Origin of the sequence: Vibrio sp. 10N.261.52.C2, assembly GCF_041471425.1 — a bacterium.
Lineage (GTDB): Bacteria > Pseudomonadota > Gammaproteobacteria > Enterobacterales > Vibrionaceae > Vibrio > Vibrio crassostreae_C.
Map to the genome: position 1 here is coordinate 90,652 of NZ_JBFROH010000022.1, position 14,180 is coordinate 104,831.

Annotated in this window: 7 protein-coding genes and 3 pseudogenes; 6 read left to right on the top strand and 4 right to left on the bottom strand. The window is 44.9% G+C overall.

What is annotated here, in order from left to right; genetic code table 11:
* The first annotated feature begins 348 nt into the window (after positions 1 to 348).
* Together ltrA and AB4307_RS09510 are read left to right on the top strand one after the other, a co-directional pair.
* Positions 349 to 1,649 (top strand): annotated as a pseudogene (gene ltrA, locus AB4307_RS09505) (group II intron reverse transcriptase/maturase).
* 161 nt (positions 1,650 to 1,810) lie between these two features.
* Complete coding sequence (locus AB4307_RS09510) at positions 1,811 to 2,815, top strand: metal-dependent hydrolase (protein ID WP_372123180.1); 1,005 nt, start codon at positions 1,811 to 1,813, stop codon at positions 2,813 to 2,815.
* 353 nt (positions 2,816 to 3,168) lie between these two features.
* On the opposite strand, the gene AB4307_RS09515 is transcribed toward AB4307_RS09510, so the two are convergent.
* The 4 genes and pseudogenes from AB4307_RS09515 to AB4307_RS09530 form a co-directional block, all read right to left on the bottom strand.
* The gene (locus AB4307_RS09515) at positions 3,169 to 4,200 is read right to left on the bottom strand and encodes an IS110 family RNA-guided transposase (RefSeq protein WP_372131707.1); all 1,032 of its coding nucleotides are present in this window, start codon (positions 4,198 to 4,200) and stop codon (positions 3,169 to 3,171) included.
* Positions 4,201 to 4,380: 180 nt separating this feature from the next.
* Positions 4,381 to 5,106, bottom strand: coding sequence for a GntR family transcriptional regulator (locus AB4307_RS09520; RefSeq protein WP_102321452.1), 726 nt, complete (start codon positions 5,104 to 5,106; stop codon positions 4,381 to 4,383).
* A gap of 183 nt (positions 5,107 to 5,289) precedes the next feature.
* Positions 5,290 to 6,915 (bottom strand): PTS fructose transporter subunit IIC, encoded by a 1,626-nt coding sequence (locus AB4307_RS09525; protein WP_198594332.1) that lies wholly within the window; start codon positions 6,913 to 6,915, stop codon positions 5,290 to 5,292.
* Positions 6,916 to 7,154: 239 nt separating this feature from the next.
* Positions 7,155 to 7,877, bottom strand: a pseudogene (locus tag AB4307_RS09530) (GntR family transcriptional regulator).
* A gap of 271 nt (positions 7,878 to 8,148) precedes the next feature.
* On the opposite strand from AB4307_RS09530, the pseudogene AB4307_RS09535 reads away from it, so the two are divergent.
* From AB4307_RS09535 to manA, 4 genes and pseudogenes are all read left to right on the top strand, one after another.
* Positions 8,149 to 8,646, top strand: a pseudogene (locus AB4307_RS09535) (PTS sugar transporter subunit IIA); the annotation flags it as partial.
* A gap of 118 nt (positions 8,647 to 8,764) precedes the next feature.
* Positions 8,765 to 11,404 carry a mannosylglycerate hydrolase gene (gene mngB / locus AB4307_RS09540; protein WP_136974899.1) on the top strand — a complete coding sequence of 880 codons (2,640 nt, stop codon included), beginning with the start codon at positions 8,765 to 8,767 and terminating at the stop codon, positions 11,402 to 11,404.
* A 63-nt stretch (positions 11,405 to 11,467) separates the two neighbouring features.
* A complete protein-coding gene (locus tag AB4307_RS09545; RefSeq protein ID WP_372121910.1) occupies positions 11,468 to 12,616 on the top strand; it encodes a glycerate kinase in 1,149 nt (382 codons plus the stop codon).
* 1 nt (position 12,617) lies between these two features.
* Positions 12,618 to 13,808: a mannose-6-phosphate isomerase, class I gene (gene manA, locus AB4307_RS09550; protein ID WP_102321457.1), complete on the top strand. Its 1,191-nt coding sequence runs from the start codon at positions 12,618 to 12,620 to the stop codon at positions 13,806 to 13,808.
* The last annotated feature ends 372 nt before the right edge of the window (positions 13,809 to 14,180 follow it).

The following is a 14,180-nucleotide window of genomic DNA, read 5'->3' on the forward strand; positions in this document are numbered from 1 at the left end:
AGTGTGTAGTGATAAATCAGGCACGGCCAAGGGAAAGAGCAACGTCTTACCTCGGGAGATCTTATTACTTGTCTCGATAGAGACTAATACAGCAGCGATGCGGTATGACGAGCAATAAGAAGTCAGCAGAAGGCATAGTACCTTAAGGAAGTACAACTTAAGGGAAGGCCCGAACTGAATATATCAAGAAGCAGTCACTAGACACTCAATCATGTGGGGTCATAGCAAGATGAAAACCATCTCTACGTCCCAATGGGCGATACAGCAAGTAAAGCTCATGGTGATGAAGAATGACAAGCATGATTGGCGTAAACAGGAGGACGAGTCTTGGTGATCTCAACGTCGTTGATGGAGCAAATCTGCTCTTCAACCAACTTGAATCAAGCTCTACGAAGAGTGAAGAAGAACAAAGGATGTGCAGGTGTCGACAAACTCGACATAGATGCGACTATCTCAACACTTCAACACTTCAACAGGCTTCAAATGGGCAAGCGCTTCGCCAGAGTCTTCTGGAAGGAAGCTACAAACCTCAACCGGTACTTGGTGTAGAAATCCCTAAACCTAGTGGTGGCGTAAGGCAACTAGGTATCCCAACCGTGCTTGATAGAGTTGTCCAACAGGCAATGACCTCAGTACTGTCAGATATCTATGACCCCAAGTTCTCCAATAGCAGTTACGGATTTAGACCAAACCGCAGTGCGCACCAGGCATTAACGGCAGCCAGTCATTACATCCGAGAAGGTCGAGGTTATGTTGTAGATATCGACCTAGCGAAATACTTCGACACAGTGAATCACGATAGACTGATGTACAGACTGTCACAGGACATCAGTGATAAACGAGTGTTGAAGCTCATCAGGTCATATCTACAGGCAGGCATAATGCGAAACGGGATGGTTGAACAGAGACAAAGAGGGACACCACAGGGTGGACCATTATCCCCGTTGCTATCCAATATCGTATTAGATGAACTGGATAAAGAGTTAGAGCGCAGAGGGCATAAGTTCTGTCGATATGCAGACGACTGCCAAATCTACGTTCATAGTGAAGAAGCCGCTTATCGAGTTAAAGAGTCGATAACGGAGTTCTTGGAGCAAAAGCTGAAGCTCACGGTAAATCGAGAGAAAAGTGGTGCGACAAGAGTGACAGAGCGGACTTACTTAAGCCACCGCTTCGGGATAGATGGAACAATCCATCTATCGAAGGCAGCACAAACTCAAATGAAGAAGCGAGTGCGGCAGATAACGAAGCGAAACCGAGGGCGAGAGTTGCAAGCAGTCATAGCGGAATTAACTCAATACCTAAGAGGTTGGCAACACTACTTCAAACTCGCCATACGGAAAAGCAGCTTGCAGCGCTTAGACGAATGGATACGGCGACGGCTACGATGTTACCGCTTAAAACAACGCAAACGCAGATACGGCATAGCGACATGGTTACAACAACAAGGTGTAACGGAGCGCAATGCGTGGAAGGTAGCGATGTCAGATAAAGGGTGGTGGCACTTGGCCTTAACGCCGCAGTTAAATCACGCCATGCCAATAAAATGGTTCGAGGAGTTGGGCCTGTACTCATTGCGAGATGGGTATGAGTCACTGAAAATATATTCGGAACCGCCGTATGCGACCCACGCTTGTACGGTGGTGTGAGAGGACGGAGGCCGTGAGGCCTCCTCCTACTCGATTATCGGTCTATGCTTATACAGCTATGTACATGAGTATATTGATAAAACCGTTTAGTTATGAACAGTTCACCGCTATAGCTAAATGTATTTTGTTTGATTCAACGGAATGCTATCAATGAGTGATTTATGGATCCTTTAACGCAGGGCGTGTTAGGCGCTTCTTTGTCACAATCGGCCAGCAAAAAACAACATTTGGTTGTTGCTGGGGTATTAGGGCTGCTCTCCGGGTTAGCACCAGATTTGGATGCACTGATTAAGTCTCAAAGTGACCCTTTGTTGGCTTTGGAATTTCATCGACAATTTACCCATTCACTCTTCTTTATTCCCATTGGCAGTTTGATCTGCGCTTTGGTTCTGCATCACCTGATTGCAAAAAAACGTGGGCTTTCTTTCAAACAAAGTTGGCTGTTTTGTGCTCTGGGCTATGGTACTCATGCACTGTTAGACGCTTGTACCACCTATGGCACGCAGTTACTTTGGCCTTTCACCAACGCGCGTTTTTCTTGGAATACCATATCAATCATCGATCCTGTTTATACGCTTCCCATTCTAGTGTTGCTTGTGTTTGCGACGTTAAAACGAGCGCCTTGGCTAGCGCGTGTTGCGTTTACTTGGGCGCTAATTTATCCAACATTAGGGATGATTCAGCGAGACAGGGCAGAGGCGATTGGGTGGCAATTAGCGCAAGAAAGGCAACACACACCGATTCGATTAGAGGCAAAACCAAGCTTTGCGAATATCTTGGTTTGGAAAGTGGTGTACGAAACAGAGGCTCATTACCATGTAGACGCAGTGCGGGTTGGCACATCGGTAAACGTATATCCCGGAGAGTCGATTACGAAACTGAATGTTGGCAGGGATTTGCCTTGGCTTGACCCGGACTCTCAACAAGCCAAAGACATTGAACGTTTCCGCTGGTTTTCAAATGGTTATATCGCTCAGGACCCAACAGACGAGCTGCGTATTATCGATGTCCGATATTCAATTGTACCAAATCAAATGAAAGCACTATGGAGCATCAAGCTATCAAAAGCAGTTGATGCAAACGCGCATGTAAAATACGAAACTCATAGAGACAACACGCCAGAATCGAGACAGACCTTTTTCGATATGCTCACTGGTGATAAATGAGCTAGTTTTAAACTGATCTGCACCGTCAATACTGGATGCTACGTTAAGCGACTTTCCATACGTTTAGTTATCTCTGAATTGTTAATTTAGGGGAAGCTATAGCTCATTTATGCCCCATTCCGTATATGGAATCCACGTATTTACAAAGTGATTTTGGCAATAAAAGTTAAGATGCGGTCGTATATTCGGCTTCTTATTGAAGGAGCTACCCTCTAGCCTTTGATGTTTTGCGCACCTACTGTCCTTATCGCGCTAGCAGCTTTTTACAGCATGACAGAATGGCCAGGTTCTCAGTAGGTTGGTCTTACCTTTTATGCATCATCATTTTGTAAAATTTAAAAATTTGGTAGTGATTAATGAGTGAGTAATACTGGTTTATATTCAGTCTCATACCGAAGCATTGCCCACGCAGTACGTACCACTTTGTTAGCCAGTGCAATGCGGGCCTTCTTGAAGCCGATACGATCTATGATGCTCCTCAACCAAGCGTCCTTCTGAGTCTTCGGTTTTTCGGGTAGTCGCCCAACGTATGACATTGCGCCAAGATAAAGAAGCGAGCGTAGCTCCTTCACACCACCGCATTTATCGATCCCAATCATAAAAACTTTGCCTCCTGAACTGTGCTGTTTAGGTGTAAGACCAACAAATGCTGAAGCTTGTCTTCCATTCTTGAACTGCTTTCCATCACCAAGAGTTGTATAGAGCATCGCAGCAGTTGTTTCACCAACCCCTTCAATGCCCATTAATCGTTGGCACGGCTCTATCTGACGGGTTAAAGCATTTTTCTCTTTTTCGAATGCGATGAGTTTTGCTTTAAGTTCTTTATATTGCTCCCAAAGCATCGACAGAACGGATACGACATTGGAGGGTATTAGTGTATCGCCATCAAGCACGGTTTGAACCGACGCTTTTAAGCCTTTTTCACCTCTAGGGTTTGCTATCCCGTAGCCCAAAATTGTCCCTCTAATGTGAAGAGCTAGGGAAACAACACTACGAGATAAGAATCTACGGCTAGTTTCTAAAGAATGCATAGCTTGTTGTTCCAATGACTTTGGACGACTGTACTTGATACCAATTTGTATAGCGGCGTTAGCGATGGCGAGAGCATCATTATGATCCGTTTTATGACCTTCTAGGTATCCTTTCACCTTCTTAGGGTTAATGATTCGGACTTCATGCCCAAGTTTTTCTGCTAATTGCCCCCAGTAATGGCAACCGCAACAACCTTCCATGGCGACAATCGAAGGCTTAGCCTTTGCCAAGAACTCTTTCATCTTCTGGCGACTCAGAGGTTTATTGGACATTAGCTCACCATGAATGCTGATATGGCAGGCTTGAAGAACATTTTTTGCTAAGTCGATAGCGATAACATTTTTAGTCAACATATTGGAACCCTCGGTTTTTTCTCACACTCCTAAGTCTAGATTGCTAAGGAGGGAGTGGATTCCATACATCACGTTAGTGTTTTTACTCATAGCTATCTTGTTAAAGAAAGTTTGTCCTATAAATAGTAATCTGAATAGTCGATTCGAACATTCTACAAGTTTACTCAAAACGTCCACAGGTTAACGGGGAGATTTCCGTCTTTTTGCGACTAGAGTGAACTTATAGTCACTGGATTTAAAGTAGTTGCGACTATATTCGAATACAGTGTCATCGTGTAGGTAGCTGCGAGTGCGCTTCTCAATGATCGGGTCGGCAGGACTGATGCCTAGCAACTCAGCAACATCGTTAGCCGGGAGGATGGGCACGATTTCCTGCTCACTTCTATCTATCACCAGTTTTTTCTGCTTCTCGATATAATCGTATTTCGAGCCTTGCATCACTTGATAGGTTAGATCCGGGAACATGTCGACTGGCATCCATGTCTCTTCAACGGTGATTGGGTTGTCATCGACAAAACGAACGCGTTTTACGTAAAAAATTCGAGCGCCTTCGTTGATGTCTAAGTGCTCTGCTAGTGTTAACGAGGCAGATTGAATTTCAAAGGCAATTACATCGCTATGAGTTATCCCACCTAAATGAGCCCATTTTTCCGCAAAGCTACTTTGTTGGTAGATATCGTAGTTAACCTTATTCTCTTTAACGTAGGTGCCACTACCCTGAATGCTCTCTAGCTCTTCATTTTCGATCAGAAGTTTAAGCGCCTGACGAACGGTTACTCGGCTGGCAGAAAACTCTTCGCACAGTTGAGCTTCTGTTGGCAGCGCCTCACCTACCTTGTAAATCTTACTGCTGATTTTTTCTCGAATGGCGTCAGCTATTTTGCGATACAGGGGCAGTCTTGCCATGTAAACCTCGAAAACAATACAAAAGAGATAGGTGACAACGACTTGTGATCACCTCTAGAGGCTTAATGATACGAATTAAAGCACTGAATACAAGAAATGGTTGTTGAGTGAGTGAGCTGATAATACAAAAAAACTCCAAGCGGGGGAGGCTTGGAGTTTTGGAGCATACTAAGTGAGGGTGAGTTAAGCTTTCGTTTCAGCTAACTTCTTTTCTTTTTGGTTTCCTATTACTTTTAATCCGATGGTTAGTGCCATTGACACTGCAATACCGATGACGAAGTAAGTCAGCCAAGCAACAGGGTTACCGATGACAGGTAGCATGAACACTGCGCCGCCAGCTACGGTACCAATAGTAATCTTAGAAGAAAGAATTAATGCAGCCGCTACACCACCACCAATCATATGAGCAGGGATGATACGCATTGGATCTTTTACAGCGTAAGGGATAGCACCTTCAGTGATACCACAGAAACCTAAGATAGCGGTTGAAGGGCCTGCCAAGCGATCTTCTTCATCGAAGAAACGTTTGAATACGACAGACATAATGCCTAATGACATACCAGGGATACATTTCGCAGCAGTAAAGGCAGCGTAAAAGATTGATGCATCACCAGCGAAGTCACCACTTGTACCAACACCGATACAGAATAGGTAAGCCGCTTTGTTTACCGGGCCGCCCATATCGAAACAAGCCATAGCACCGAGGATGAAACCAAGAATCAGTAGGTTGTTTGTGCCCATTGAGGTTAGCCAGTCAACCAAACCACTGTTAAGCATCGCGAAGAACTTACCAGGGCCCGCATACATAAAGATTAGTGTTGCGATACCCGCTAGTAGAGGTGTGATGATAATCATCTTCACTGACTCTAGTACTTTCGGTACTTTGATCTGGCGGACAAGCATAACAAATAACGCTGCTGCTGCACCGGCTACTAAGCCACCTAGGAAGCCGCCGGTCATGATAGAGATCTTACCGAATCCACCACCAACAGCGACGAAACCACCGACGAAACCAGGAGCTAGACCAGGTTTACCGACCATACCGTAAGCTGTAAATGCTGCAAGCACACAGATTAACAGTGGGTTAAATGCTTTTAACGTGCCGTAGTATAGGAAATGAATAATGCCTTGAAACGAAGACTCAAACTGCGCTTTGGCTTCTGGCTGTGCAATAGCTGCATAAACTTCTTTCTTAATTGCACCGATTTCACTGTTTGCTAACCCTTCAGCGGCGTTAATTATGCCAAGGTCTGCGTATGTTTTGCCCGTGTATTCAACCAGTATCGCTTCATCATAAAGGTGGGTGTAATCGTAGCCGAAGAATAGATTTAGAAGACCTACACAAAGACCACCGATTATAACAAGAGGAATGATGTGAGATACGCCTGAAAGAGCGCCCTTGTACCAAAGTTTCAAGAAACTAACGATCATATTGTCGTTGCTCTCTTCCTTCTCGGCAAACTTGTTGGTCGTCGTGGCTGCTTTCGCATTTGAGCCACCCGCTTTGACCTTCTCTTCGAGTGCATCAAGCATTTCATCAGCGGCTTTGATACCATCTTTAACCTTACCTTGCACAGACGTTAGCCCCTCGAAGCGCTCAGCTTCAATTACGCCTACGTCAACAGCGTAGATAATGCCATCGGCCTGCGCGATATCTTGTGCGGTTAGTTTTCCATCTAGTCCATTCGCACCTTGCTTCTCGACCTTTATTTCCCAACCGCGCGCGGCTGCTTTCTTTTCTAAATTTTTAGCCGCCATGTAGGTGTGCGCTACACCGGCTGTACATGCTGTAATCGCTAAGATTTTCATCTGATGTTCCTTTGCGTCGTCTCTCGTCATTTGAGCGACAAATAGGTCACTCAATGATTATATCCTTACTTAATTTGTTTTAATCATCTGTGATGATTCTCACAAGTTGTATTATTTGTATTTAATTTGTTTTTATTGTTCTAAGTATAAAAGTAATACAAAAAATGCACTATGACTATATACCATTGAAATATAATACTAAATAGCTACGAGGCGACATTAAGTAATAAAACCCTTATTTAAATAGAATAGCTTGTATTCGCCCTTTGGCGCTTAGAGGTGAGGGTAAATTTATAGTTGTTGGTCGTGAAATAGTTTCGGCTATATTCGAAGATGGTGTCATTTTCTAGGTATCCGCGAGTACGCTTTTCTATAACAGGTTCTGTAGGATTGACTCCAAGCAATGTCGCCACGTCACTTGGTGGAAGGACAGGCATGATTTCTTGCTCACTTCTATCTATCACCATCTTCTTTTGCTTTTCGATGTAGTCATATTTCTACCCTTGCATCACTTGGTAACTGAGGTCTGGGAACATAGTCGTTGGCATCCAAGTCTCTTCAACCGTAATGGCGGTCTCGTCCAGGAAACGTACTCTCTTGATGTAGAAAATGCGCTCGCCTTCATTGATATCCAAGTGTTCAGCCAGCGTTAATGAGGCGGCTTGTACCTCGAAAGATAAGACATCGCTGTGTGTTACTCCCTGCAAATGAGCCCATTTCTCAGCAAAGCTGCTCTGTTGGTAGATGTTGTAGTTTATTTTGCTCTCTTTTACATAGGTACCACTACCTTGAATACTTTCTAGCTCTTGTTGTTCGATTAGAAGTTTAAGCGCTTGGCGTATAGTTACGCGGCTGACAGAGAACTCTTCACGGAGTTGTGCTTCTGTCGGTAGTGCTTCACCAACCTTGTAAATACCGGTGCTAATCTTATCTCTAATGGCATCAGCGATTTGTCGGTACATGGGTAATCTTGTCGTCATATCCTAGCTAACCTCTTGCGTATTAACCTGTAGAACCACTCTAACAGGTCTTAGTGTGTGACCTTTGACTTGAATAATACGAATTCTACCCAGTTAAATAATGATAAAGAATACAAATATGGACCCTTAACTCCAATTTAATACATATCGTGATATTTGTGAGATCTGTATCATGGTTTATTTGTATTTGATTGGTATTATTGTTGTCACATAAACAGATAACCCAAAAGAACGTGAACACGGGGCTAAAACTATGAACCTTACAACGCTTACCAACTCATCACTGATTAATCTACAAACGACGTTCGAAAGTCGTGACGCTGCAATTGAAGCACTCGCTGAACAACTCGACCAACAAGGCAAACTGCACGACAAAGAAGAGTATTTAAAAGCTGTGTTTGCCCGTGAAGAGCATGGTGCAACGGCGCTAGGCGAAGGCCTTGCTGTTCCACATGGCAAAACCGACGCAGTGAAAGAAGCAGCATTTGCAGTCGCAACCCTAAAACAAGATTTGAAATGGCAGGGCATTGATGAAGAAGAGGATGTAAATCTGATCTTTCTAATTGCTATTCCTAATGCTGAAGCGGGCTCTACACACATGCAACTGCTGACCGAGCTGACAAGTACTTTGATTGATGATGAAGTTCGTGAAGCGGTACTTAGCGCGACAACTGTAGAACAAATTTTTGCACTTCTTAGCGATGAGGAAGAACAAATTGAACAGGCAGCCGAAGAATCTGCACCAGTAGTTGAAGAGAAGAAAGGGTTGTTTGGTTCTATTGCTTCAAAGTTATTTGGATAACTCAGCGTTTACTCAAAAGCCATTACTCATTTAAGTCGCACAGCACAGTCTTTACAGGTACAAAACAATGACTAAATCACGCGTTCATATTACCCCACACATGCACTGGGATCGCGAATGGTACTTCACCACTGAAGAGTCTCGTATTCTTCTGGTGAACAACATGGAAGAGATCATGCAACGTCTGGAGAGCGATCCAGAATACAAATACTATGTACTTGATGGTCAGACCGCTGTCCTTGAAGACTACTTTGCCATCAAGCCAGAAAATAAAGAGCGTGTACGTGACCTAGTTCAGGCGGGCAAACTTATTGTTGGCCCTTGGTACTCTCAAACTGACACTATGCAGGTTGGTGGTGAGTCAATCGTTCGTAACATGTTGTACGGCCTACGCGATTGTCTAGAGTTAGGTGAGCCAATGAAAATTGGTTACTTGCCAGACTCGTTCTCAATGAGCTCACAGTTGCCGATGATCTATAACGGATTTGATATCGATACAGCGATGTTCTGGCGTGGTTGCTCTGAGCGTCACGGTACCAACAAAACTGAGTTCTTATGGCAATCTAATGATGGTTCAGAAGTAGCTGCACAAGTACTGCCTCTTGGATATGCGATTGGTAAGTACCTACCTCAAGATGAAGAAGGGCTGCGTGCTCGCCTAGACAAATACTTCCCGGTGTTAGAAAAACCGTCAGTGACCAAAGATATCCTGCTGCCGAATGGTCACGATCAGATGCCAATCCAAAAAGACATCTTTGAGGTGATGGACAAGCTACGTGAGGTTTACCCAGAACGTGAGTTTGTGATGAGCCGCTTTGAAGAGGTGTTCGACCGCATCAAGCAAGAACGCGATCAATTAGACACAGTAAAAGGCGAGTTTAACGACGGCAAATACATGCGTGTGCACCGTACAATTTCGTCAACTCGTATGGATATCAAGCTGATCCACGCTCAGGTAGAGAATAAGATCGTCAACATCCTAGAACCTCTTGCTTCTATCGCTTGGTCACTAGGTTTTGAATATCACCATGGCTTGATTGAGAAAATGTGGAAAGAGAGCATGAAGAACCATGCCCATGACTCTATTGGCTGCTGCTGTTCAGACAAGGTGCATGCGGAGATCCTTAACCGTTACATCCTAGCCGACGATATGGCGAGCAATCTGATCACCTTTTACAAGCGTAAAATTGTTGACCACATGCCAGCGCGTGAAGGCTGCGACAAGCTAGCTTTCTTTAACCTATCGCCATACGAACGTGAAGAGGTGATCAACACCACCATCACTATTCGTGCAGAGCAGTTCAACATCTTCGATGATAACGGCAACTCAGTTGAGTACTTCATCCAAGATCAGCGAGTGATCGACCCAGGCAAGATTGACCGCCAGATTGTCCACTACGGTAACTATGACCCGTTTATTGAGTACGATATTCAGATTAAACAATCTGTACCTGCGATGGGCTTTGCTACCTTGCATATTCAAGGCAATGAACAAGGTGCTCAGAAGATTGCCGAGCAGAAAGATTACCTGCTAGAGAATGAGTTCTACACCATCAAAGTGAACGACAATGGCACCCTAACCATCTTGGACAAAGAAACCGAGATGACATACGACCAAGTGCTAAAAATTGAAGATGGTTCAGACGATGGCGATGAGTACGACTATTCGCCATCTCGCAAAGAGTGGCTGCTTTACTCAGATGAGTTTAAAGTCGAAACCGATATTAAACATGAAGGATTCCAATCGGTTGCTAGCATCAAACTGCGAATGGATGTACCAGCTAATCTGCAAGAGCGTGAAGAGCGCACAGGACAAAACGGCTATGTAGATGTCGATTGTCAAGTGGTACTTAAAGCCGGTTCACGCCGCATTGAAGTCCGTATGGAGCTAGATAATCAAGCAGACGATCATCGAGTACGTGTGCTTATCCCAACGCCATTTGTCTCTGAAAATGTGGTGGCAGATAACCAGTTTGGCCTTATCACTCGACCAACTAACGACCCTGCAATGGAAGTATGGGAGCAAGAAAGCTGGAAAGAAGCGCCAGTGCCTGTGTACCAGCTGATGAACTTTGCTGCGGTTGAAAACCAGACAGGTGGACTGGCATTGATGACCAATGGTCTGCGTGAGTTTGAATTCGTATCAAGCCAAGGCAATGAAGAACGCGATACCTTTGCTCTAACTCTACTGCGTGGGGTAGGAGTTCTAGGTAAAGAAGAGTTGTTGCTGCGTCCAGGACGTCCTTCAGGTATCAAGATCCCGACCCCAGACTCGCAAACTCGCGGCAAGTTGGTGTGTGAATTCAGCTTACTTGGTTTTGCTGGCAACCATATCGCGGCCAACGTTATGGCTAAAGCACGAGACTATGTAACGCCAATCGAGTGTTACAACAAGATCCCGTACAACGCAATGAAGCTAAACGTCGGTGAGCAAGACAAGCCGTTAACCTACTCGCTTCTTGCCAAAGAGCAGAAAGGAGCTGTTCTTAGTGTACTGAAGAAAGCGGAAGATGAAGATGCCTTAATTCTACGTGTCTACAACCCGGCTGAATCTGGACAGATTGAAGATGGTGTTACCTTCACTCAACCAGTGACTTCATGGCAAGAGACCAGCTTGGATGAGCGAGTACGTGATACCGAAGTCGCTAGCCAGAGCTTTGGTGCACTTAATGCGTGTCAGGCTAAATCATTCCAAGTGAAGTTTTAATCCTAGTTTTTAACCGTAGAAACCTCCGCTCTGATTCCAACTGGGCGGAGTTGGTGAACCGAGATGAAGATTGTAATTGCCCCCGATTCATTTAAAGAGTCTCTTAGTGCCAAGCAGGTATGCCAAAGCGTTGAAGCCGGTTTTGCACAAGTATTCCCAGAAGCGGAGTATGTGCATCTACCGCTGGCCGACGGCGGTGAGGGAACGGTCGATGTATTGATGCAAGGGTTAGATGGCATTGTGCAAACTACCCAAGTGATGAACCCACAAGGTGAGACCGTCGATGCACATTGGGCACTGCTTGATGACGGTAATACGGCATTGATAGAGATAGCTTCAGCATCGGGATTAGACCTAGTTTCGCCACAAGATCGCGATCCTGCCCTTGCAACTACCTATGGTACTGGTGAGTTGATCAAAGAGGCACTTGAGAAAGGTGTAAATAAAGTCCTGCTTGGTCTTGGAGGCAGCGCCACCAATGATGGTGGGGCTGGTATCGTCCAAGCATTGGGTGGCAAGTTGTTGGACGAGCAAGGCAATGAGATTGCCTTGGGTGGTACTGCTCTTTCTAACCTTTCTCGTATCGACTTAAGCAATATCCATCCTCGATGCCAACAGGTCGAGTTTGTGATCGCTTGTGATGTCAACAATCCATTAGTTGGTGAAAACGGCGCTAGCTATATCTTTGGTGCTCAAAAAGGGGCTTCCTCGGAACTGATTGATCAGCTTGATGACGCGTTGAATCATTTTGGAGAGGTCAGCAGCAATCTCACTGGAACAGATAACCGAACTACACTTGGCTTTGGCGCTGCTGGTGGCGCATCTCTTGGTTTATCACTGCTATTTGATATCCAAATCAAGCAAGGTATTGAGATGGTTTTAGACACCTTAAACGCAGACCAAGTGCTGCAGGGCACGGATCTGGTTATTACTGGCGAAGGCCAGATGGATAACCAAACCCTGCAAGGCAAGACCCCGTTTGGTATTGCTAAACGAGCCACGCTACAAGGTATTCCCGTGATTGGAATTGCAGGCTCATTGGGTAAAGAGATTGATGAACTCTACAACGTTGTCGATAGCACCTTTGGCACGGTTCGTTCACCACAACCACTAGAACAAGTTCTGACAGAGGCGGGCGATAATCTGACTCGCACGGCACGCAATATTGCCGCTACTTTGAAAGTCGGCGCACAGATTTTTGGAGAGAAGTAGTATGTCTCTATTTAAGCTTGATAACGTCATCCAAAACTATGCATGGGGTAGTAAAGACTCCATTCACAACCTATTTGGTATCAATAATCCAGAGCACAAGCCACAGGCAGAGATCTGGATGGGTGCTCACCCAAATGGCTGCTCTAGGCTCGATGGTACCGGAGAGCCTCTTGCTGAGGTAATTGAGCACAACAAGCAAGATATTCTTGGTGGCTACACCGCTGCACGTTTTGGGGAGTTGCCTTTCTTATTCAAAGTGCTTGCCGCAGAGATGCCACTCTCTATTCAGGTACACCCTAGTAAACATAAAGCGCAGCAAGGGTTTGAGCGAGAAAACCAACGAGGGATTCCGCTAGATGCCGCGCACAGAAACTATAAAGATTCCAACCATAAGCCTGAATTGGTTTACGCTTTAACCTTTTATAAAGCGATGAATGGATTTCGCCCAATTGCAGACATTATTACTTTGTTTAAAGAGGCCGACATTCCAAGTCTGGCGAAAGAAATTTCCGAGCTAGAAAAGCACGCAGATAGTGCAGCGCTAAAAGAGTTCTTTGCTGCGATTATGTCACTTGAAGGTGAACGTAAAAAGGTGGCACTGGCTGAACTTGGTGAGGCGCACAGACGTCCGGCTAAAACCATGATAGGGCGCGAGGCTCTGCAGTACAGTGCTGAGTTTAAGCGGCATTATCCTGGAGATATCGGCCTATTTTCTCCACTAATGCTTAATACTGTTGAATTAGCACCTGGCGAAGCAATGTTTTTGTACGCCGAAACCCCACATGCATATGTGCAGGGGACTGGTCTGGAGATAATGGCAAGTTCAGACAATGTTTTGCGCGCAGGGCTCACACCAAAACACATTGATGTAACTGAGTTAATAGATAACACCTCATTCGAACCGATTGAACCAGCGGAGATTCGGCTAAAACCAATATATAAAGAGAGTAATAAAGTGAGCTACCCGATCCCAGTTGATGACTTCTGCTTTGAAGTAATGACAGTCGAGATTACCAGCCAAGCACAGTTTGTTCGTAGCGCAGAAATACTGTTTTGTATTGAAGGTGAAGTTGCAATTTCAAGTCAAAATAATCACGTTGTGTTGAGAGCTGGTGAATCAGTATTCGTTAGCAGTAACTCAGTGAAATACGATTATCAAGGGCATGGGAGGATAGCCCGAGCATTCAATTAATTTTCATATGCTTGGAACCTTGATGTGGCCAAAGTAGACACTACTAATTAAACGGCTCCTGCAAACAATACTGAGTAATTGGCTGCCCGACGTGCTTTTTGTCTATTTTAAGACAAATCTCATTTAACTTACTTAAACTAATCCATTGCTCACTAAATTAGCAAATCGCGTAGCACACTTTTGTCCAGAAACTTCTCACGCACCATTTCGTAACTCAGAAATGCCCAGAACCTTCTTAAGGCTCAGAGATTCTGTGCGGAAAGGGATTAAAGTGAGTAACCGTGTATCGGGGGTCTTAGCCTGCATGGCTATTGCAGCACCGTTGGAAATACCTAACTGATGCCGTTGAAGAGGCTTTGTTGCGTAATTCAA

Bases quoted from the DNA above. Each gene is read 5' to 3' on its own strand.
- AB4307_RS09515 (WP_372131707.1), bottom strand. From the start codon at position 4,200: ATGTTGACTAAAAATGTTATCGCTATCGACTTAGCAAAAAATGTTCTT.
- manA (WP_102321457.1), top strand. From the start codon at position 12,618: ATGTCTCTATTTAAGCTTGATAACGTCATCCAAAACTATGCATGGGGT.
- AB4307_RS09510 (WP_372123180.1), top strand. From the start codon at position 1,811: ATGGATCCTTTAACGCAGGGCGTGTTAGGCGCTTCTTTGTCACAATCG.
- AB4307_RS09525 (WP_198594332.1), bottom strand. From the start codon at position 6,915: ATGAAAATCTTAGCGATTACAGCATGTACAGCCGGTGTAGCGCACACC.
- AB4307_RS09520 (WP_102321452.1), bottom strand. From the start codon at position 5,106: ATGGCAAGACTGCCCCTGTATCGCAAAATAGCTGACGCCATTCGAGAA.
- mngB (WP_136974899.1), top strand. From the start codon at position 8,765: ATGACTAAATCACGCGTTCATATTACCCCACACATGCACTGGGATCGC.
- AB4307_RS09545 (WP_372121910.1), top strand. From the start codon at position 11,468: ATGAAGATTGTAATTGCCCCCGATTCATTTAAAGAGTCTCTTAGTGCC.